Annotated in this window: 18 protein-coding genes; 8 read left to right on the top strand and 10 right to left on the bottom strand. The window is 37.1% G+C overall.

What is annotated here, in order from left to right; translation table 11 throughout:
* Window positions 1–140 precede the first annotated feature (140 nt).
* The gene (locus tag BLQ00_RS09405; RefSeq protein WP_093143532.1) at window positions 141–3059 is read left to right on the top strand and encodes an FAD-binding and (Fe-S)-binding domain-containing protein; all 2919 of its coding nucleotides are present in this window, start codon (window positions 141–143) and stop codon (window positions 3057–3059) included.
* Here the strand turns inward: BLQ00_RS09405 and BLQ00_RS09400 are convergent, their stop codons facing one another.
* Window positions 3060–3890, bottom strand: a complete 831-nt coding sequence (locus tag BLQ00_RS09400; protein WP_093143531.1) for a UDP-2,3-diacylglucosamine diphosphatase — start codon at window positions 3888–3890, stop codon at window positions 3060–3062. It lies immediately after the preceding gene.
* A 171-nt stretch (window positions 3891–4061) separates the two neighbouring features.
* Here BLQ00_RS09400 and aroC point away from each other — a divergent pair, with 171 nt between their 5' ends.
* The 3 genes from aroC (at window position 4062) to BLQ00_RS09385 (ending at window position 7440) form a co-directional block, all read left to right on the top strand.
* On the top strand, window positions 4062–5126 hold the full coding sequence (gene aroC / locus BLQ00_RS09395; protein ID WP_093143530.1) for a chorismate synthase: 1065 nt from the start codon (window positions 4062–4064) through the stop codon (window positions 5124–5126).
* Window positions 5127–5177: 51 nt separating this feature from the next.
* Window positions 5178–6479 carry a dicarboxylate/amino acid:cation symporter gene (locus tag BLQ00_RS09390; RefSeq protein ID WP_093143529.1) on the top strand — a complete coding sequence of 434 codons (1302 nt, stop codon included), beginning with the start codon at window positions 5178–5180 and terminating at the stop codon, window positions 6477–6479.
* Window positions 6480–6612: 133 nt separating this feature from the next.
* The gene (locus BLQ00_RS09385; RefSeq protein ID WP_093143528.1) at window positions 6613–7440 is read left to right on the top strand and encodes a lamin tail domain-containing protein; all 828 of its coding nucleotides are present in this window, start codon (window positions 6613–6615) and stop codon (window positions 7438–7440) included.
* A gap of 281 nt (window positions 7441–7721) precedes the next feature.
* Here the strand turns inward: BLQ00_RS09385 and BLQ00_RS09380 are convergent, their stop codons facing one another.
* Window positions 7722–8537: a mechanosensitive ion channel family protein gene (locus tag BLQ00_RS09380; protein ID WP_093143527.1), complete on the bottom strand. Its 816-nt coding sequence runs from the start codon at window positions 8535–8537 to the stop codon at window positions 7722–7724.
* Window positions 8538–8717: 180 nt separating this feature from the next.
* On the opposite strand from BLQ00_RS09380, the gene gshB reads away from it, so the two are divergent.
* Genes gshB through BLQ00_RS09365 form a run of 3 tightly spaced genes read left to right on the top strand, consistent with a single transcriptional unit; the run spans window position 8718 to window position 11754 of the window.
* The gene (gene gshB / locus BLQ00_RS09375) at window positions 8718–9746 is read left to right on the top strand and encodes a glutathione synthase (RefSeq protein WP_093143525.1); all 1029 of its coding nucleotides are present in this window, start codon (window positions 8718–8720) and stop codon (window positions 9744–9746) included.
* Between the two features lie 11 nt (window positions 9747–9757).
* On the top strand, window positions 9758–10588 hold the full coding sequence (locus BLQ00_RS09370; protein ID WP_093143524.1) for an N-formylglutamate amidohydrolase: 831 nt from the start codon (window positions 9758–9760) through the stop codon (window positions 10586–10588).
* Window positions 10589–10590: 2 nt separating this feature from the next.
* A complete protein-coding gene (locus BLQ00_RS09365; RefSeq protein WP_093143522.1) occupies window positions 10591–11754 on the top strand; it encodes a peptidase MATCAP family protein in 1164 nt (387 codons plus the stop codon).
* A 69-nt stretch (window positions 11755–11823) separates the two neighbouring features.
* Here BLQ00_RS09365 and BLQ00_RS09360 read toward each other — a convergent pair whose 3' ends face one another.
* The 5 genes from BLQ00_RS09360 to BLQ00_RS09340 all read right to left on the bottom strand — a co-directional run bounded on the left by BLQ00_RS09360 (window position 11824) and on the right by BLQ00_RS09340 (window position 19479).
* A complete protein-coding gene (locus tag BLQ00_RS09360; RefSeq protein ID WP_093143521.1) occupies window positions 11824–14703 on the bottom strand; it encodes a T9SS type A sorting domain-containing protein in 2880 nt (959 codons plus the stop codon).
* A complete protein-coding gene (locus BLQ00_RS09355) occupies window positions 14700–15419 on the bottom strand; it encodes a response regulator transcription factor (RefSeq protein ID WP_093143519.1) in 720 nt (239 codons plus the stop codon). The genes BLQ00_RS09360 and BLQ00_RS09355 overlap by 4 nt, the downstream gene beginning before the upstream one ends.
* Window positions 15416–16801, bottom strand: a complete 1386-nt coding sequence (locus BLQ00_RS09350; RefSeq protein ID WP_093143516.1) for a sensor histidine kinase — start codon at window positions 16799–16801, stop codon at window positions 15416–15418. Before BLQ00_RS09350 ends, BLQ00_RS09355 begins: the two co-directional genes overlap by 4 nt.
* 101 nt (window positions 16802–16902) lie before the next feature.
* Window positions 16903–17304: a thiol-disulfide oxidoreductase DCC family protein gene (locus BLQ00_RS09345; protein WP_093143968.1), complete on the bottom strand. Its 402-nt coding sequence runs from the start codon at window positions 17302–17304 to the stop codon at window positions 16903–16905.
* Between the two features lie 15 nt (window positions 17305–17319).
* The gene (locus tag BLQ00_RS09340; RefSeq protein WP_093143513.1) at window positions 17320–19479 is read right to left on the bottom strand and encodes an endonuclease MutS2; all 2160 of its coding nucleotides are present in this window, start codon (window positions 19477–19479) and stop codon (window positions 17320–17322) included.
* A 39-nt stretch (window positions 19480–19518) separates the two neighbouring features.
* On the opposite strand from BLQ00_RS09340, the gene ung reads away from it, so the two are divergent.
* Entirely contained in the window at window positions 19519–20184 is a 666-nt protein-coding gene (gene ung / locus BLQ00_RS09335) for a uracil-DNA glycosylase (protein ID WP_093143511.1), read from the top strand.
* A gap of 209 nt (window positions 20185–20393) precedes the next feature.
* On the opposite strand, the gene BLQ00_RS09330 is transcribed toward ung, so the two are convergent.
* From BLQ00_RS09330 to BLQ00_RS09320, 3 genes are read right to left on the bottom strand one after another with little or no spacing between them, the layout of a single operon-like run.
* Complete coding sequence (locus BLQ00_RS09330) at window positions 20394–21248, bottom strand: substrate-binding domain-containing protein (protein WP_093143508.1); 855 nt, start codon at window positions 21246–21248, stop codon at window positions 20394–20396.
* Window positions 21245–22123, bottom strand: coding sequence for a nucleoside phosphorylase (locus BLQ00_RS09325; RefSeq protein ID WP_093143505.1), 879 nt, complete (start codon window positions 22121–22123; stop codon window positions 21245–21247). Before BLQ00_RS09325 ends, BLQ00_RS09330 begins: the two co-directional genes overlap by 4 nt.
* Before the next feature lie 31 nt (window positions 22124–22154).
* Window positions 22155–22481 carry a translation initiation factor gene (locus BLQ00_RS09320; protein WP_093143503.1) on the bottom strand — a complete coding sequence of 109 codons (327 nt, stop codon included), beginning with the start codon at window positions 22479–22481 and terminating at the stop codon, window positions 22155–22157.
* Window position 22482 lies beyond the last annotated feature (1 nt).

Raw genomic sequence — 22482 nt, 5'->3', positions numbered from 1 at the left:
TTTTTGTTTGATGTAAAAGTACTACTGTTACACCCTAGTTTTAATAGGGTTTTCGTTAATTTGTTACTAACATTTTATGCAATTTTGATAAATTTTGTTAAAGAAGTACGGTACATTCTCTACTTTTACGGGACATAGTTATGAAACAAGCTTTACAGGACTTCCAGCACACTTTTGAAGGCGAAATTTATTTCGACTCCTTTTATAAATCTCTTTACGCAACCGATGCTTCCGTGTATCGAAAAATGCCGTTAGCAGTGGCTTTTCCGAAGTCAGAAAAAGGAATTCAGCAATTGGTTCAGTTTGCTTCCTTGCACAAAACATCGTTGATTCCAAGAACTGCGGGAACTTCTTTAGCAGGACAATGCGTTGGAGAAGGAATTGTAGTCGATGTGTCTAAGTATTTTACTGAAATTATTTCGGTAGATATTGAAAATGCTACTGTGACTGTGCAGCCAGGAGTGATTCGTGATGAACTTAATGAATATCTAAAACCTTTCGGTCTCTTTTTTGGCCCCAACACTTCTACTTCTAATCGATGTATGATAGGAGGGATGGTTGGAAATAATTCTAGCGGAACCACGTCCATTCAATACGGTGTAACACGCGATAAGGTAGTTCGACTAAAAACAGTGCTATCGAACGCAGAAATAGTTGTTTTTGAGGCACTTTCCGAAGAAAAATTTAAAGAGAAAACCTTACAAAACTCCTTAGAAGGCTCGATTTATAGTGTTCTTTATTCTGAATTAGCTGCGGAAGGCGTGCGAGAAGAAATTAAAGCACAGTTTCCAAAATCAGAAATTCACCGTCGGAATACTGGATACGCAATCGATAGTTTGATCGATACGAATGTTTTTGGCACTTCTGAAGCGCCTATCAATCTATGTACATTGCTTTGTGGTAGCGAAGGGACTTTAGCCTTTTCTACAGAAATCACTTTAAAATTAGATCTGTTACCACCTACAAACACTGCGATGGTGGTAGCGCATTATCATACTTTGGAAGATTGTTTAAACGACGTTGAAACGGTGATGCAGCATAATTTGCATACCTGCGAAATGATGGACGACGTTATTTTAGATTGCACCAAAAAGAATAAAAAATACGAACCGTACCGCTTTTTTGTAGAAGGAACTCCAAAAGCACTGCTCTTACTCGAATTAAAGGCCACTACGGCAACACTTCTCGATGCGGCAACAGAATCGTTGCTGAAAGCTTTAACAGCTTCAAAACGATCGTATAGCAATCCTGTGTTGAAAGACGAAGCAATCGATATGGCATTAGAACTTCGGAAAGCTGGCTTGGGATTGCTAGGGAATATGGTGGGTGATAAAAAAGCGGTTGCTTGTATTGAAGACACTGCCGTTGCTTTGAGCGATTTGCCGCAGTATATCAGCGAGTTTACCGCCTTAATGAAGTACTACAATCAAGATGCGGTGTATTACGCACACGCTGGCGCAGGAGAGCTTCATTTGCGTCCTATTTTAAATTTGAAAGCACAAGAAGGGGTAGATTATTTTCGGAAGATTACCACCGATGTGGCGAAACTAACCAAGAAATATAAGGGTTCGTTCTCTGGAGAACACGGAGATGGTATTGTTCGGGCAGAGTTTATTCCTTTGTTAGTAGGAGAGGCCAACTACCAATTGCTACGACGCATTAAAACAGCCTTCGATCCCAATGGTATATTCAATCCTGGAAAGATTGTCGATGCTTATAAAATGGACGAGTCGTTGCGGTATGAAATGGATCGTTCTGAACCAAAAATAGAAACGTTTTTAGATTTTAAAGATTCTGGCGGAATTTTACGCTTGGCCGAAAAATGTAACGGTAGCGGCGATTGTCGGAAGTCGGCAAGTGCAAGTGGAGCGATGTGTCCGAGTTATCAAGCAACCAAAAATGAAAAAGATACCACACGGGCTCGCGCCAATATATTACGAGAGGTATTGACAACAAATACAGCTACCAATACCTTTAACGCTCCAGAGTTGAAAGAGGTTTTCGATTTGTGTTTAAGCTGTAAAGCGTGTGCAACGGAATGTCCGAGTAACGTAGATATAGCTACTGCAAAAGCAGAGTTTTTGTATCAATACAACAAGGCTAATGGCGTGTCTTTTGCAACAAAATTGTTTGCGAAAAGCAGTACTTATAACAAAATGGCGGCACGTTTTCCGAAAATTTCAAACGCTGTTTTTAGCACTCCATTTACGGCTTCAATACTAAAGAAAGTTGGAGGAATTGCATCAGAACGAAGCATTCCTTTAATTTCAAGTAAAAGTTTTAATAAAAGAATTAAAAGGAAACAAAATCAAGTAGTTGCAAATAACAAGACTATTAAAAAAGTAGTATTATTTATTGATGAATTCAGTAATTATTTGGACGCTTCTATAGCGGAAGATGCCTACGATTTATTAACAGCTTTGCACTACGATGTCACGGTTATCGATTCGTTAGATAGTGGTCGCGCCTTGTTGTCGAAAGGATTTTTGGAAGAAGCAAAAGTAGCGGCTACCAAAAATGTGGCGTTTTTAAAAAATACCATTTCTTCTGAAATGCCTTTATTGGGAATTGAACCTTCAGCCATACTATCGTTTAAAGACGAATACTTACGAATGGTGGACGATACTGTTTCAGCTGAAACAATTGCCAAAAACAGTTACTTGATGGAAGAATTTTTAGCTTCAGAAATAGAAAAAGGGAACATTACGGCAGCTTCGTTTACTTCCGAAGCAAAACAACTTAAAATACATACGCACTGCCATCAGAAAGCTTTGAGCAATCAGAAGGTGACTTTCGATGTACTAAACCTTCCTGTAAATTACAAACCCACCATTATTGCATCAGGTTGTTGTGGCATGGCTGGAAGTTTTGGCTACGAAAAAGAACATTATGCGACCAGTATGGCAATTGGTAATTTAAAACTGTTTCCGGCGATTCGAAAAACTTCCGAAGAAGTTATTATTGCAGCAAATGGTACAAGTTGTAGGCATCAAATAAAAGACGGAACGGGGAGGGCGGCACTGCATCCTATCACCATTTTAAAACAAGCGTTGCTGTAATTACAAACTCGCTTGATAGGCAGCAAGCATCCCTTTTAAATCATCTTCGTCATCCTCTTCTATGGAATCCGTTTCTGGATATAAAAAATTGTTTTTGCCGTTGTACGAATATAAAATCCAACGTTCGTTGTTGTATTCTAAGGCGGTTAAGTTTTCAATCCAATCACCACTATTTAAATACACACAAGAGCCCTGTAAAGTGTCTATACGTTTAATCACAGGTTGGTGAATATGTCCGCAAACCACATATTCATAATCATTTTCGATGGCTAATTCGGCAGCGGTTTGCTCAAAATTATTGATGAATTTAATGGCTCCTTTTACGCTGTCCTTGATCTTTTTGGAAAACGAATATTTTTCACGCTTTAGCTTTACCAAACAGAGATTTACCAAACGATTTACTAAAATAAGCAAGTCATAGCCCCATCCGCCTAGTTTTGCAATCCATTTGGCGTGTTGCACCGAGGCATCGAAGACATCGCCATGAAAAAACCATGCTTTTTTACCATCTAAATTAAGCACTAATTTGTCTATAATTTCGATGTTTCCCATTTTTGTATTGGAGAATTTCCGCAATTTCTCATCGTGATTTCCAGTAATATAATACACCGCAGTTCCTTTAGTTGCAAGCGCTATTATCTTTTTTAAAACGAGCAAATGCGCTTTTGGAAAATACGACTTTCTAAATTGCCATATATCAATAATATCGCCATTTAAAATAAGTTTATCGGGTTTTATAGAGTTAAGGTAGCGAAGCACTTCTTTGGCATGACAGCCATAAGTTCCTAAATGAATATCAGAGAGAACAACTACTTCAACTTTTCGCTTCAATGTGTGTGTTTTATACTACAAAGAAGCAGAAATTTGTGTTTTTTCAGTTTATCCAAATGTTATGATAAGTCGTCTAAAATGTTATTTCTATTTTGAAGGAAACATGCACATAACATTGTCTTAAATTTTTAATATTCGTTTGTAAGATTTACATTTGTTAAAAACGGTATTATGGCGGGAAATTCCTTCGGAAACATTTTTAAACTCACTACCTTCGGGGAGTCTCATGGTGAGGCAATTGGAGGTATTATAGACGGTTGTCCAGCAGGATTAACCCTAGACTTTGAAGCTATTGAAGCTGATATGAACCGAAGAAAACCGGGACAATCTGCCATTGTAACACAACGAAAAGAGCCAGATTCGGTTCGTTTTTTATCCGGAATTTTTGAAGGAGTCACTACGGGAACTCCCATCGGTTTTGTTATTGAAAACACGAATCAGAAATCTAAAGACTATTCGCACATTCAAGATGCGTATCGTCCGTCGCATGCCGATTATACATTCGATCAAAAATATGGGTTTCGCGATTACCGTGGAGGCGGAAGATCGTCTGCCCGCGAAACAGCTTCTAGAGTTGCTGCAGGCGCGATAGCAAAACAGCTTCTGAAAGGAATCACATGCAATGCTTTTGTATCTTCCGTAGGAGACATTTACATCAATAAACCGTATCAAGATTTAGATTTCAGTAAAACAGAAGACACGCCTGTTCGTTGTCCTGACTTAGAAACTGCCGAAAAAATGATTTCCAGAATAAAAGAAATCAAAAAAGACGGAGATACTATTGGCGGTACCATTACCTGTGTCCTTAAAAATGTACCTATTGGTTTAGGAGAACCTGTTTTTGATAAATTACACGCGCAGTTAGGAAAAGCAATGCTTTCTATTAATGCTGTAAAAGGGTTTGAATTTGGAAGCGGATTTTGTGGTACCAAGATGAAAGGAAGCGAACACAACGATCTTTTCAATCCCGACGGAACTACCAAAACAAATCTTTCAGGAGGAATTCAAGGCGGTATTAGCAATGGAATGGACATCTATTTTAGAGTAGCTTTTAAGCCCGTTGCAACTATTATGAAGGCACAAGAAACTATTGATAGTCAGGGAAATGTAGTAGAAATGCAAGGAAGAGGACGTCACGACCCATGTGTGGTACCACGCGCTGTCCCTATTGTTGAAGCTATGGCAGCCTTGGTGCTTGCCGATTTTTGGCTCCTAAATAAATTAAGTAAACTCTAACAGATATTCTGTATATTACCGTCCACGCAAAAAAACTAAGAACATACATTTATGAAAAAGCTTGCATTACATTGGAAAATTTTACTAGGAATGGCATTAGGGGTTGTTTTTGCCCTTATAATGACCAACTTTTCTTGGGGACCCGATGTAATTGCAGATTGGGTAAAACCCTTCGGAACTATTTTCATTAACTCGTTAAAGTTAATAGCGATTCCGTTGATCTTTGCAGCGTTAATTAAAGGTATTTCCGACTTAAAAGATATTTCGAGTCTTTCAAAAATGGGAATTCGTACCATTTTAACCTATATCGTGACCACTGTACTAGCCGTTTCTATAGGTTTGGCAGTAGTAAGTATTGTAAAGCCAGGAGGAAGTATTAATGAAGATACGCGTAACGAATTGGTAGAAGCGTATGGTGGTGATGCTGAAAGCAAACGACTTGATGCTGAAAAACAAAAGGATTCAGGACCCCTGCAAGCACTAATTGATTTAGTACCCAGTAATATCGTGTCGGCAGCTTCTAGTAATAGTAATATGTTGCAGGTAATTTTCTTTTCTGTTTTCTTCGGAATAGGACTCATTTTAATTCCTGAAGAGAAAAGTAAGACAGTGAAAGATTTCTTTGATGGCTTTAATGAAGTCATTCTAAAAATGGTCGATTTAATCATGCTCGCAGCACCTTATGGTGTATTTGCATTATTGGCAGCCTTAGTGGTGGAAGCACCCAGTGCCGATTTATTTGCCGCTTTAGGAATGTATGCGTTCTGTGTGGTGTTAGGATTGGCTTTAATGATTGGTGTATATGTAGCATTAGTAAAGGTATTCACAAAAAAATCGCCAAGCTTTTTCTTAAACGGAATAGCACCCGCACAATTACTAGCTTTTTCAACAAGTTCGAGTGCAGCAACACTTCCTGTTACAATGGAGCGTGTTACAGAACATTTAGGAGTAGAAGAGGAGGTATCGAGTTTTGTCTTGCCGATTGGCGCTACCATTAATATGGACGGAACTAGTTTATACCAAGCAGTGGCTGCAGTATTTATTGCGCAGGCCTTCGGTATTGACTTGTCATTCGGAACGCAATTAGGAATTATAGCTACCGCAACCCTCGCGTCTATTGGTTCTGCAGCAGTACCAGGTGCAGGAATGGTCATGTTGGTAGGCGTATTAGGATACGCAGGAATTCCTGAAGCTGGATTGGCACTTATTTTCGCAGTAGACAGACCTTTGGACATGTGTAGAACAGTTGTAAATGTGACGGGAGATGCTACGGTTTCTATGTTGGTGGCAAAATCGCAAGGAAAACTTGGAGAGCCGCATGTAAAAGACTGGGACGATACCTATAAAAAATAAAAAAAATACATTTGTTTAAATGTAACAATTTCATAACTTTACTCTTTAAGTAACCAAGTATTTTTACATAGCCTCACATTCTACAATGAAAAACTAGTTATGACTATGTGTGAACCTAACACACCATATAGTTATGAAAAGATTAGTACTTTCTATTTTTACAATTTTTGCCTGCGCAACACTTTTTGCACAAGTAGGTATTGGTACCATTACACCAAGCAACGCTTCTATGTTAGAAGTTAGCAATACTTCCGACAATGTTGTTTATGGAGGTTTTATGCCACCGCGATTTGATAACGAAACACAACGAAATTTAATAAATCCTGGACCAGGTGATTTTGGATTGCTAGTGTTTGTGGTTGATGCAGCATCTGGAACTCCTGCAAATTCAGGTTGTTTACAACTATGGACGGGTGGTGCTTGGGAAAACATACATTGTACTGGAGGTGCTATTGTAGTGCCACCAAACGACATCCCTTGGATTAATGAAATACACTACGATAATGCTGGTGGTGATGTAGGTGAGGGTGTTGAAATAGCAGGTATGGCAGGGATTGATTTAACTGATTATCAATTAATACTCTATAATGGCTCTGTTGGAACCACATATGATACTTTAACCTTAACTGGCGCTATTGATGATGAGGGTACTGGACATGGAGCTGTTTGGTTTCCTATTTCATCAATTCAAAATGGGAACCCAGATGGTATTGCTTTGTACAATACAGCCACTAGTTCTGTAATTCAATTTTTAAGTTATGGAGGTACATTTGGAGCTAACAATGGCCCTGCTCAAACAATGAACTCTATAGACATTGGTGTAAATGAAACTGGTACTACACCCGTTGGTGAATCATTACAACTAACAGGTGGCCCAGGAGACGAGTATGTTGACTTTAACTGGCAAGCACCTGCTACAGCCTCCCCTGGAACAATAAACCCTGGACAAACTATTAATTAATTTGTACAGCATAGATGCAATACGAACGTAAACTATCAACTCCCTTTTATAAACTTTATAGAAAAAAGCCTCAAGATGTTCTTGGGGCTTTTTGATGTTACTACTTAACGTAATGAGGGATAGTATTGCAAATGTCATTCTAAGGCATTAGGCACGCTAAAAGTGTCTGTTGTCAAGGTTTGTAAACAATAGCAATTACTAAAACACATACATAAAAAAAGAAGCTGCTTTTTGGGCAGCTTCTTTCATAAAAAATATAGGAGTAAATTTTACGCTAAATATTATCCTTGTTTCTGAATTTCCACTTGGTGTGGGTACGGTATTTCAATACCAGCAGCATCTAAGTCGTATTTAGCCGTTTCTAAGATCGCAAAATACGTTGGCCAGTAATCGGCAGTTAAGGTTGTACCACGTACTGCAAAATCGACAGAGCTGTCATTCAACGCGGTTACTTCAACCATTGGTGCAGGGTCTTTTAAAATAGTAGACTGCTTGTTTAGAACATTCATTAGTACTTCTTTCGTTTTCTTGATGTCAGCATCGTATGAAACACCAATTACATGAAATATTTTTAAAGTACCTTCCGCAGAGATATTTGTAATATTCCCATTAGACAACGCACCATTAGGAATGATAACCAATCTATTTTGAGGGGTTACCATTTTTGTTGTGAAAATTTGAATTTCTTTTACCGTTCCTAATTCCCCTTGCGCTTCAATAGTATCACCTACTTTAAAGGGTTTAAAAAGCATAATAAGAACACCTCCTGCAAAGTTTGCAAGCGATCCTTGTAATGCCAAACCAATGGCAAGACCAGCGGCACCTAATACAGCGATAAACGATGTAGATTCAATTCCTATTTGTCCTAAAACCGCAAGAAAAAGCATGATTTTTAAAATCCATGTAATCAAACTAATCAAGAACTTTTGAAGAGTAGCATCTACATCTTGTGTATTAAAGGCTTTCCGAACACCTTTTACAATAAGTTTAATAATCCACAATCCTACAATAAGTAAAAGGATGGCTCCAAGTAATTTTGGGCCATAATCCAATAACATTATTTTAAATTTTTCAATGTATTCTGAAGCTTTATCCATTCTTTTTATGTTTTAAGTTTTTGCAAAACTATTCAAAGTTCGTCCAACAAAAAAAGTGTAAAGCACCTTTTCGATAGGGAGTACCCTAGTTAGGTTAAACCGATTTTTAATTAAGATATAATTAAGGGTATTGTGCATTATTTACGATAATTACTATATTTAGTTTCTAAAACCAACCCAATGAATGTTTGCTTTATAATGTATCCGTGGGAAAGCATGGACCCCGAAAATGATTCTACCCTTGCTATGATTCATGAATTTGTAAAACGCGGTCATGGACTAGCCATTACAACACCCGCTAATCTTACCATTCGCGATAGTGTCGCGTTTGCTTTTTCAAAAGTGATAAAACGAAAAGATAAGATTTCAAATTCTTTAAAATCGTTTCATGGCAAAGCCGAATTTTACGACGAGATGTTGCCCCTCGCTGGATTTGATGTAATTATTTTACGCAGCAATCCGCCCTTAGACATGATCATGCTTAATTTTCTAGATTCGGTGAAGGATGATGTGTTCATTATGAATGATTTGGACGGAATTAGACGTGCAAACAACAAACTGTACACCGCTGTTTTTGAAGATGATAAAAACGAAATATTGCCGCGTACACACGTTACTAAAAATAAAGATTACTTAAAGCGCACCATTAAAGAAGGTCCCGATAAAATGATTTTGAAGCCTTTAAATGGTTTTGGAGGTTCGGGAGTTATTTTGATTGAAAAACGTGCGATGAAGAGTATAAACTCCTTGCTCGATTTCTATATTGACAACAAGGACGGAACGTCTAACTATGTGATATTACAAGATTATATTGAAGGTGCAGATGAAGGCGACGTACGTGTTTTAATGCTCAACGGAAAGCCAATAGGCGCCATGAAACGGGTTCCTGGAGACGAAGATCATCGTTCTAATGTAAGCGCTGGCGGGTCGGTTCAAAAACACACCTTAACTAAAAGAGAAAAAGAACTGTGCCGTAGAATTGGTCCGAAGTTAGTAAAAGACGGACTCTATTTTGTTGGTATTGATGTGATTAACGGAATGTTGGTAGAAGTAAACGTTATGTCGCCTGGCGGAATCACGTACATTAATAAAGTGTACAAAACGCGTTTACAGGAAAAAATCATCGATTTTGTAGAAGATAAAGTTGTAGAACGCGTGGTTGCTTTTGAAAGAAGACAGAAACTACGGAAACATGTAGATGAAGCTTAATGTAAGGTGCGATGGAAAGACTTTCTGTTTCTGAAATAATACAAAAAATTAAAGCGGTTGAAACGTTTGAAGCGGTTGCTGAAGATTATTCGTTTACATTAAAAATTAATGACTATGTGCCTTATGTCTGTGGCGCGGTACATGATGGTCATCAATTTCGAACCGAGCTTTTAGACAATTGCTTACATACCGAATACGAACGTTGGTTTGAAGAAGATCCCTGTACCAAAACTTTTGTACATACGCATCCTATTGTCATTGCAGGTTGCGACAGCCGTTTCGAATACGATTTAAATCGTGATCCAGACAATGCTATTTACGAAGATGCTTGGGGTAAAAAACTTTGGAAATCGTCTTTAGCCAAAGCACAACATGCTAAAAGCTTGGCAAAACACACGGCTTTTTATGAAGTTGTACATGCATTGATAGCGACCTTAGAAGAAAAATTTGGTGCTGTTGTGGTGTACGATATGCATTCTTACAATTGGCGACGATGGAATCGAGAAGTTCCTGTTATTAACCTCGGAACCGCTAATGTAGATAACAATCGCTTCGGAAGCTGTATCGAAGATTGGAGACAGTCGTTGTCTGAATTAGAGTTGCCGCATGGCATCGAATCGACTTCAAAAATTAATGATACGTTTCAAGGAAATGGTTATTTTCTGAAATATATCACCAATACCTTCAGAAATACCTTAGTTTTGGCTACCGAATTTAAGAAAATATATTGTGATGAATTGCAGGCAGTTATATTTCCTGAAGTAGTTTCAGCAATTGAAATGCAGCTTCAGCAGAAAATAAAAATACACGCTAATTCATTTTATAAAGCCTTCAAAAAGTAAGAATGATTCATTCCGAAGTAATACAAATAGAGCATCCTAATTTATTCAGAATAGATAGTAGATTGCACAAACTGGTTCAGAAAATAGAACTACTTAACTACATCAATCCAATAAACATAGAACAGGAAAAACGGAACTTTTTCGCTTCTAAGTACAATGTTAATCCCAATTTAAAATACAGAAAAATAGATTTTAATGCGCATAAGTTGCAGCAAGAACTGTTTTTACAAGACATTGACACTATTATTGATGAAGATACGCGTGCCTTTTATCAAGATGTTATTTACGATTATTCAGGATTGATACAATGTATTGAAACCATAGGGCAGGGGCGCAAGTTTTATTACAATGCGCTAAAATCGTTTGGAACACCCACACAGAAAGATGTAGAAAATGCTCAATTTATCCTTCATTTTAGCGATGATGCGTACGATCCTGAAATGGCTCCGAAATACAATGTAAATGAGGCACACGATTATTTTGAAGCGTTTAATAGCCGTTACGATTTTCATTTAAAAATTAAACACTCCACCAAGTTGGCTGCGGCTGCGATGGTGATGAATAATACGCAAACATTATTGCTTAAAAAGAACCATCTGTTTAGCGCCAATCAGTTAAAAGTATTGGCAAACCATGAAATTGGAGTGCATTTGGTAACGACCTTTAATGGAATGGATCAAGATTTGAAGATTTTTCATAATGGGTTTCCTGCAAATACCGAAACTCAAGAAGGCTTGGCAGTATATAGCGAATACATGAGTGGTTGTTTAACGTTGCACCGTTTAAAAGAACTGGCGTATCGTGTGATTGCTGCCGATAGTTTGCGCAAAGGATTTGATTTTTGTGGCACGTTTGATTTGCTTCATAACCAGTATAAACTAAACAGGGAAGAATCGTATAATATAAGTCTGAGAGCCCATAGAGGCGGTGGCTTTACCAAAGATTATATTTACCTAACAGGGTTAAAAAAGGTGTACGATTATCATACTTCGGGAGGTGATTTGGACATTTTGTTATCTGGAAAAGTATCGTTAGAAAATGCACCTATCGTTTCAAAATGGAAAACCCAAGGTTTGGCGAAGGAGATTCGTTATAACAATGAAGCTTTTGAAACGAATTTGAATACCAATGTAAAGCTTGATTTTATACTTCAGAATTTAAAATAGAAAAGCAGCCCCGAAAGGCTGCTCTTCAACACTAACTATTAGTACCGAACTAATAATCTTGAAAAAAAACTAATCTTTAATAATACGATACACGCCCGTTGTTCCTTTGCTAGAAACCTCTAAAATGTACGTACCTGTTTGTAAGTTTGAAAGGTTTAGCTCCGTATTTATACGGTCTGTTTTTTCTTCCAACACTTTCTGACCTATCATGTTGTAAACAATTACATTTTCTATAATGTCTTGTGCATTTAAATGTAAAGTATTCGTTACAGGGTTCGGGAAATATGTGAACCCTTCGAGTGTAGTGTCGTTTACTCCTAAAATATCACAGTCAAATACAATGTCGGTAGTTGCATCAGTATTAGCAACAAATGCATAGTATGTTTGTCCGTCAACCACAGGTATGGTAGCCGTTGTTCCTGGTAAGCATTGATTTAAGTAATAGTTTACTAGTGTTAAGTCGTTTTCGGTGGCATTTTCATTTGGTGCTTCGTAAAAAGTAACAGAACTAAAACCACCTGGATTTGAAATGGTAAGGGTTATAAAACCATTGCCTTCTGGCGTGTAATTATACCAAACACCATTTACGCCATTGATATCACAGCCTGATGGCGAACCTGCTTCGGTCGTCGCTGTAGGGGTTGTTACAGCAATATCTGTATAAGGGCAACCTAAATCATCAATATCGACTGAATTCGCAATCATATCGTTTGCTGGAGGTACAGGCGTACACGAAACATTTAAAGAAAAGTTTCCAATTGATGTTCCAAATCCGTGCACTAATATGTAATACGTTGTGTTTCCATCTCCTTGAAAAGAAGCTTCAGATTGTAATCCACAGCTATCGTCATTATCAGTTACACAAACCAATGCTCCACAATCACCTGTATAAATTGAAATTTTACTATCAAAATCGGTTCCGCCATCACAAAGTGAGACCGTGTAATCTGAAATAAAACCACTAGTATCTGTAAACTCGTACCATACTCCAGGAGCGGTAATGGTAGTGCCACAAACAGGAGCATCTGCATCAAAAGTTGCATTTGTCGTTGTTCCTGTTATAGTTTCGCCACAAGCGATAGGCAAGGCATCTTCACAACTATCATTTTCAGCCGTATCAATACAACTAACAGAAAGAGTAAAGTTTCCGGCAGCGCTTCCGAAGCCTTCAACCATAATGTAATAAGTATCAGTTCCGTTCGATCCAAAAGATACTTCCGATTGTAGACCACAACTATCGTCATTAAAAGCAATTTCGTTGGTAAGTGTACAATCTTCAAACACTCTTAACACCGTGTCAAAATCGGTTCCGCCGTCACAAAGTGAAATAGTAACTAATTCAGCTGTTCCGTTTCCAGTAAAACTAAAAAATTCATCATTTGCAGCGTTTCCACCAGAATCAGTATCGTTAATAGTTTCTCCTGTAACCGTATCACCACAAACTAGTGGAATAGCATCTTCACAACCATCGTTTGCCACATTAAATAAATAGTATTTTGAAAAGTAATTATCATAATGTCCATTGGTATCATGAACATCTATGCCATCGAAAGGATTGAAATCTAAATTGGAAGATCTAAAAGCCCCCAACGTAAGAACTTGGTTTTGATCGTTAAAATAAAGCTGCGCATTTAACTCTTGCATATTTCCTCCTATGGTCCAGTGATTCAAATAAGCCCCCGCCATTGTTAGTTCCAGAAGGAAATTATCTGACATTCCATTAGTAGTACTTAAAGCTTCAGCAGTACTATTGTCAAAATCGGTTGTTCCATTAAAAGCTCCCGTAAGGAAAAGGTTTCCATTCGGTCCTTCCTTGACATCGTACACATTTTCAAAATCAGTCCCTTCTCCACCTAATACATAACTAGTTTCATAGTTCCCATCGGTATCAAATCTTGAACTAAAAGCATCCCAAGGACCCACTGCTGTTACAATATTTTCACCTGTTGATGGATCCAAATCTGCTGTTTCAGAAAACATTCCGTTTACATACACACCTGAAGGTAGGTTAATTATAGAGCTTATAATGTCTAATCCTGGGCTTCCAAAGCCTTGTCCCCAAATGTAATTACCATCAGCATCTAATTTTGCCATAAAAATATCGTCGCCACCGTTGAAAGTGAATTCTGCAACCCCCGCATTTGGATCTAAATCTACCGTGTCTCTAAAACGTCCGGCCATCAAAATATTTCCATTGTCATCAAAATCAAGACTTTCAACTTCAACAATACCAGTAGATGCAAAAGTCTTCACCCAAACATAGTTTCCATCTGTGTCTAATTTCAGAAGAAAACCATCAGGAGAAGCTCCTCCACCAGTAGAGAGAAGTGTAACATCGCCCGTTGGAGAAGGGTCAAAATCGGCATATCTAAAAGATCCACCTACATAAACATTACCCGCGTCATCAACGATAATCGAGGTTGCGTCTTCGTTTGCTACTGCTGCAGGATTACTCACTTGTTTTGCCCATACAAAGTCGCCATTACTGTCTAATTTAATGATAAAACAATCGCGACTTAAAAAAGGTGCTGGTTGTGATAATTGATATACACCAGGCCCCGGATCGGCATCGAATGAATTTACTCCGGATCCTTGAAAGTACCCTGTTAAATAGATGTTGTCATTCCCGTCAATAGCCACATCGATAGCGACATCGTCAAATCCGCCACCAAATCCTTTTACCCAAATTGGGTTGGCGTCATTGTCGTATTTTGTTAAATAACCATCGGCATTTCCACCTGCCCATGTAATTGTTTCTGAACCTACAGTGATAGCCCCAGAATAAAGTCCGACACTATACACATTTCCATTACTATCCATTGCTGAATGGTATGGAATGTCTATTGAGTTATCGCCAAATGTTGTTGTTCCGAAATATTCCTGTGCAAAACATGCTGTAGTTAGTAGCATACACTGAAATAGAAGTAGTGTTTTTTTTAGGGTTTTCATTTTTTAGGTTTTAGGTTATTATTGATTGTAAACTCAAGTCCAATACCGCGTACACTTGTAATTGCAACTTTAGGATCTTCTTTAAAATATTTTCGAATTCGGCTTATAAACACGTCCATACTTCTTCCAGAAAAGAAATCATTTTTGCTCCACACATGCGCCAAAATCTCATCTCGTCTAATGAGTTGATCTCGATTAGAGTATAAATAATAGATAAGTCGTGCCTCTTTTTCTGTAAGTTGCTTGTACCGTTTGTTTTTGAATTGTAATTCTAAATTGGTGAAGTCGAATGTATAGGCGCCAATTGAAATCAATGTGTTTTTTTGTGGAAGCTCTTGAATACTAAATTGTTGATGTGTTCTTTTAATAATGTTTTTAAGTCTCAGGATAAGTTCTTCAGCTTCAAAAGGTTTAACCACATAATCATCAGCACCCAATCGGAGTCCTTTCACTTTATCATCTTGTGTTTTCCGTGCTGTTAGAAACAGAAAAGGCACTTCTGGATTGATATCTACAATTTTTTTGGCCAATGTAAATCCATCCATTTTGGGCATCATAACATCTAAAATGCAGATATCATAAGAACCTTCTTTAAAAAGTGTCAACCCTTCTTCGCCGTCTTTAGCCCAAGTAACATTAAATTTATTGAGTTCTAAATACCGTTTAAGCATTCCGCCTAAATCCAAATCGTCTTCTGCTAGTAATATCTTTTTCATTGCGCAAGTGGTATTTGAATACTAAATGTAGCTCCGTTATTTATAGAACTATGTACCGTGATAGTTCCATTATGAGCTTTAATAATCTGACTGGTGTAGTAGAGTCCTAGCCCTAATCCCTTGTAATTGTGGGTGTCTTTTTCACTAACTCTGTAAAATTTATGAAAAATGTGTTTCTGGTATTTTTCTGAAATACCAATTCCATTGTCTTTAATATTAATAATATGCGCATCTTTTTTGGTATCGACAGTGTAGCTTATTTCTAGTTCGGTACCTCCGTATTTTATGGCGTTATTTAGTAAATTAATAATTGCGGTTCCTAAGAAAAACTTGTCGGCAACCATTAAAATTCCTGTATTGTCTATTTTTTTTGAAATTACTACGGAAGAATTTAAAGGTAATTCGTAGTCGTTAATCAATTCGTTTAAAAAGATTGAACAATTAAACTCTTCATTTGAAAGCTGAATTTCTCGATATCCTAAGCTGCTTTCTACCACTTGGTCTATCAATTTCTGAAGCCGAACGTTCTGCCTATTAATTATCTGAACTGTTTCCTTAGCTAATATCGTGTCGTTTTCAACAAAACTTCCTGTTAATGTTTCTGTGGCGAGCGATAAGGTGGAAAGTGGCGTTTTTAACTCGTGTGTGATATTATTTATAAAATCTGTTTTAATATCGGCAAGACGTTTTTGCTTGAATAGATTTTGAATCGAATAATACAAAAGACTTACCACAAAAATAAATAACAGTACTGCTGCAATCAGAATGCCTGAAAGTTCTTTTAACATGATTTTATTCTCATCTAAAACATCGATAAAAATGTGTGTTTTAAATTCTAGAAAATAGGGGATTGACACTCCGTCAAGTACATATTCATGTTCCTGTGTCCATGTAGCATTATTGATACGTACTCCATCTGTAGCGCGATAGTCTTCTCCAAATAGAAAAATGGAATCTTTTTTTGCTTCGTTTAAAAAATTATCTTTTTTACCAAGATTGTCAACCATAGATATATGAGAGACCATTTGGCGAAATTTTATTTCCGATTGCAATGAGTTTCCACTCATGCCTTCATTATAAAGCTCTAAAAACCGTCCGTTAATTGCGCTCGTTTTCTTTTTCAAACTATCTATAACAGCTTCTTTTGAAATCTTATTGGACTTGTATTCTTGTATTTTGTCCAAAAAGTGATATCGATATGTCCACATCAACGAATCAATCGTTGGAGTTCTATACACTTTTCCTACTTCTGCTTTTGCATCTACAACAAAGGCTTTCTTTTTTAACTCATACGTGTTGTATATGAGGTACGATTGTATTCCTGTCAAGGCTAACAGTGTTATGACAGAAGCAAAAATTAAGACTTTAGACTTTAATTGCATGGGATAAATTTATACGTTCAGTCCTAAAGTTAAGGCAAAATGAGTTCTGTTAACTTATCGTTAACCTAAAAAAAGGATCGAAATAATATTGAAGAATGAAATTATAAAAACTTGGATTTCAGTTCAGTAGTAGGAATCATACAGCTTTCTTGCTTCCCATACCATTTGTATCTATTCTTAGCGATATAGTCGTAAACTATATTGCGAATAAACTTTGGGACAATCATAAAAGCGTAGAGTAGTGGGAAGGCTCCCGAAAGATGTTTGGCAATTTTAAGCGCTGCTGTAGATTTTGAGTAATAGGTTTCGCCGACGATAAGAATAATAGAATCGGTTTCTGATGTGTCGATTCCGAATTTTTGTATGAGTTGCTGTCCTGCATCACTTTGCAAAGCAGCAAGCCGAAACGTGTCTTTAGCATCATTTTTAAGCACCAATTGCACCGAGCTATTGCAAAGATTGCAAACGCCATCAAAAAGAATGATTTTATGTGTGCTTGTGATTGTCAAACTATTATTTTAAACTTTTTCTAACTCTTCTAAACTAACATTCGTTGTAAAAATACCGTAATTCACAATCGCCTTGCTTTTTTCAATGGTATCAATGGTACCAATGGCTTTTCCATCAATCATGCGAACGCGATCTCCAATTTTTAAGGTGACTTTTGGTTTGGGTGGCGGTAATTTTTTGGCTTCTTCTTTCTCTTTCTTTTTACGTTTTCGAATGACTTCTACTTTTTTCTCTACCTCTTGTATTACCTCACGTTCTTTGGCTTTTACCACCTTTTTTACTTTGGGTGCTAGCTTTTTACGTTTGCTATTTTCAACCATCACCAACTTCATTAATTCGTCAGTGAGTTGTTTCTTTTGTTTGTTGTTGAAATACCTTTCAGAAAGCTGATCAAATTTTTTCCCCAATCGAATCAATTTCTGATTGGAATCGTACAATTCTTGAAAGCTTTCTAATTTTTCTTTTACCTTGGTATTGACTTCTTCCAATTGTTTACTCTCTTCTCTCGCTTTCTTTTCTGAAGATTCTAACGACTCAGACGTTTTCCGAAGTTTAGAGCGTTCTTTCTGAAGGTTTGCAATGGTCTTATCAAAACGTATTTTACCGCGTTCTATTTTCTTTTTAGAACGATTAATTAAGCTGTACGGAATTCCATTTTTTTGTGCTACTTCAAATGTGAACGAACTTCCTGCTTCTCCTAAGTGCAGTTTGTATAAAGGTTCGAGTGTTCTACTATCAAATAACATATTGGCATTAATCGCGTGTGGTAGCTCATTTGCCAATAATTTTAAATTGGAATAGTGCGTTGTGATGATTCCAAAGGCTTCTCGCTCGTAAAACACTTCTAAAAAAGTTTCGGCCAAAGCGCCTCCTAATTCTGGGTCACTTCCTGTACCAAATTCATCAATTAAAAAGAGGGTCTTTTTATTACAACGTTTCAAAAAATGATTCATTTTCTTCAAGCGGTAACTATACGTACTTAAATGATTCTCGATAGATTGATTGTCGCCAATATCGGTTAAAACACGATCGAAGAAACAAACTTCACTCTGCGGATCTACAGGCAGCAACATTCCACTTTGCAACATTACTTGAAGCAATCCAACCGTTTTTAAGGTAATACTTTTTCCTCCAGCATTGGGGCCAGAAATAACAATAATACGTTCGTTGGGTGTTAAAGTAATGCTCTGCGGAAAGGTTTTTTCTCTCCTTTTTTTATTAGAAACTAATAGAATAGGGTGAAAGGCATCTTGTAACGAAAGGTGTTTTTTAGTCGTAATAATTGGTAATACTCCCGAAATATATACTGCATATTTTGCTTTTGCGTACAATACATCTACTGTGATTAAATAGGATTGATAGCTTTCTAACAATTCACGATACGGACGAACAAACTCGGTGAGTTCTTTAAGAATGCGTTTTACTTCTTCGCGCTCTTCATAAATTAAATTACTAAGCTCGTTTGTGAACTCAAGAGTTTCTTGCGGTTCGATATAAGCAATACTTCCCGTTTTTGAATTTCCAAGAACAGCGCCTTTTACTTTCCGACGGTGCATTGCTTTTACAGCTAAAACACGCCTGTTTTCAACAACACTTTCTCTAATATCATCTAGATAATCGGCTTGCGAATACCTACTCAATGCTTTGGTGAAAGAAGAATTTATTTGCGATTTAATTCCTAGCAATCGCCTGCGAATGGTAGCTAGTTCTGGAGAAGCTTCATCTTTTATCTCTCCGTATTTGTTAATTATTTTTTGAACTGCTTCAGAAATAGCTGTCGTATAGTTTACTTCTTCTGAAAAGTCATTTAAATAAATATAAAACTCTTCATATTTCTTGAAGAAGCGTTGTAGTGTCCCAGTACTTTCAGAAACAGATAATATACGTCTGAAACCTGACACTTCTAGCGTACTGTTTTCTATATCTAATAATTGTAATTCTTTAAATATAGGATCGAATCCGTGGTGCGGAATAGGGCTATCTCCTTCAAAAGAAGCAGTAAATTCTTTAACTCGATGGAGTTCAGGTTCAATTTCTTCCGAAGCGCTAAAAGGAACAATTTCGAGGACCTTTTTTTTTCCTGGTTCTGTGCTACAAAAGTCAGAAACTTGCTGCAATACCACAGGAAATTCTAAGTCTTCTAAAGTTTTTTTATCAATGCGGATCATTCCCTTTTAATCTTGTAATTTTACACAAAAGTAGTAATAATGAATGTAATTAATGCGCCAGGATGGAAGTCAGTTTTAGCAACTGAATTTGAAAAAGAGTATTTTAAAAATTTGAAAGACTTTGTAGCGACTGCTTATCAAACAAATACGTGTTTTCCTCCTAAAAATGAAGTATTTGCAGCCTTTAATAAAACCGATTTTAACGATGTGAACGTTGTTATTTTAGGACAAGATCCTTATCATAATGAAGGAGAAGCAAATGGATTGGCGTTTTCGGTTGCTAACGGAGTTACAATTCCGCCATCGTTACGCAATATTTTTAAAGAATTGGAAGCAGATCTTGGAGTGCCTCCTGTAACTAACGGAGATTTGTCTCGTTGGGCATCCCAAGGAGTATTATTATTAAATGCAACACTAACGGTTCAGAAAAACAGCCCTGGAAGTCATCAAAAAAGAGGGTGGGAGCAATTTACAGATAGTGTCATTGCTAAACTTTCCGAAGAAAAAGAACATCTAGTGTTTCTATTATGGGGTGGGTATGCAAAAAAGAAAGGAGCGAAAATAGATACAACGAAGCATTTGGTATTGCAAAGTGGGCATCCTTCACCAATGAGTGCCAATAGAGGCTTTTGGTTTGGAAACAAGCATTTTAGCAAAGCGAATGCGTATTTAGTAGAAAAAAAAAGAAAACCAATTACTTGGTAAAAAAAAAGAATAGAAACTTGGGGAAAAAAGTTCTATTCGTCTTCTCTTGAATCTGGCTCTGTTGCGTCGTTACAACTAAATTCTAATAAAAGAAAGTTAGTAACTAGTAAGGCCCCTAAAATGATTAAAAATGTAGTCATAATACTTACTGTTTTATAACAATAAGATGCAGTAATGTAAAGAGGGTTGCGTAAAAGTATATTTATTTTTTAAAAATTGTGTAACAAGCTCTCTTTCTGAAGTTTACTTTTGATTAAATCTAATTTCAGTAATTGATTTTGAATACTTTCTAGCTCTTTATCACTTAATTGTTCCTGACTCCACTCAGTTAAAGACAACCATTTTTGGACATCTTCTAGTTGTTGCCCATATCTATTAGCAATCATGGTGTCAATTCCTGGGATGTCTTTAAAGTCTTCAGTGGTGATATTGATAATCTCTACTATTTTCTGAATGCTTTCAGGATCTTCTTCCAAAACATCGTTCCGAACAGCAATGACAAAACACGGCCACGGAGTAGGGCATTCGCCTAACAAGCGGAAGGTTTCGTTGTCCACATACGGCTTGGTCATAAATTTTTCCCACATAAAGTAATCACCGTTTCCGTTTGGCAATCCTTCTACAGCACCGTCTAGATTTTTAATTACCGCAAAATCGAGATCATTTTCGGGATCCCATCCATTGTTTTCAGCATTTACATACGCCATTAAATGAGAACCAGAACCGTATCTACTAATAGCAGCTTGTGTTCCTTTTAAATCGTCAACTGAGGTATAGTCTGAATTATTTGCAACATGAATTCCCCAAATAAGAGGTGTTTTCACAAATACTTGAACAATTTTACACTCGTTTCCATTTACAATGTCGCGAACCATTCCTTCGGTAAGGATGACCGCCATATCAATTTCTTTATCGCGAAGTGCTTTGCACATTTGGCCAGTACCGCCCGGATAATCTTTCCAACGTAAGTTGATACCTTCTTTTGTATACGATTTATCTCGCAAGGTTAGGTACCAAGGCAAGTTAAAGTGTTCTGGAACACCTCCGATTTGTATTTTTTTCATTGTACAAGTATGCTTAATGTGTGCAGTATTAATTTATCTACCGTTTCTAGCGGTTTTTCACTAAAAGTACCGTTCGCTCTATTGGCTAAAATGGCGTTTAATGACAATGCTCTATGTCCCAATAATCTTGCCATTCCGTAAATTCCAGAAGTTTCCATCTCGAAATTGGTGATTTTTCGATCTTCAAAAGAAAAAGAGGCAATCTTATCGTTCATGGCGTTATCGTCTGTTTGAAGACGTAAAATACGGCCTTGCGGACCGTAAAAACCAACGTTTGTTGCGGTGATTCCATGAAACATTCCTTCACCAGAAAATTGTGTTAGAAGCTCTTCACTAGCAGCAACCACATACGGTTTCGACTTTTGAGGGCTCCAATTTGTATGTTTCACAAATGCTTCGGAAAGTGCAGTATCAAAGAAGTTTGTGTTTCCGTAGAAATGAAGTAAACTGTCAAATCCAATGGCTGCTTCGCTCAATAAAAAACTGTCAATAGGAATTTCTGGCTGAATAGAGCCTGAAGTTCCAATTCTAATAATTGTAAGCTCTGTTAGTTTCTCTTTAACCTGACGAGTTTCAAAATCGATATTTACCAAGGCATCTAACTCATTAAACACAATGTCTATATTATCGGTTCCAATTCCAGTAGAAACCACCGAAATTCGTTTGCCTTTATACGTCCCTGTATGTGTTTTAAACTCTCGTTTGTGCACATCCACTTCAATAGTATCGAAGTGTCTTGAGATATGAGCCACACGATCTGGATCGCCTACAGTAATAATAGTCGTAGCAAGTTGTTCGGGTCTAAGATTTAAATGGTAGATGCTGCCATCCTCATTGAGGACGAGTTCGCTATTTTGTATGGGAGTTTGATTCAAATTGTTGGAAATATAAGAGAATTGATAGCGATTATCCGCCTACACGTTTGGTTTTAAAACCTTTGTCTTGTAGGAACTTCATGATTTTATCGCGGTAATCTCCTTGAATTATAATTTGTTCGTTTTTAAAGCTTCCGCCCACACTTAGCAATTGCTTAATTTCTTTTGCAAGTTGTTTAAAGTCTGAATCGGCGCCAGTATAGCCTTCAATTATTGTAATTGGCTTTCCTTTTCGCTTTTCGTATTTGCAAATCATGGGTTCGTCCTGCATCCACAAGGTAGTATCTTCCTTTTCAGTGGGTACTTCAGAAGGTTCGTGATCTGGAAATAAATTTTTTAGCTGATCTTGTAAATCCATC

The sequence above is a fragment of the Ulvibacter litoralis genome, assembly GCF_900102055.1.
In the GTDB taxonomy this organism is placed as follows: domain Bacteria; phylum Bacteroidota; class Bacteroidia; order Flavobacteriales; family Flavobacteriaceae; genus Ulvibacter; species Ulvibacter litoralis.
This window is presented reverse-complemented; position numbering and strand designations above follow the sequence as displayed.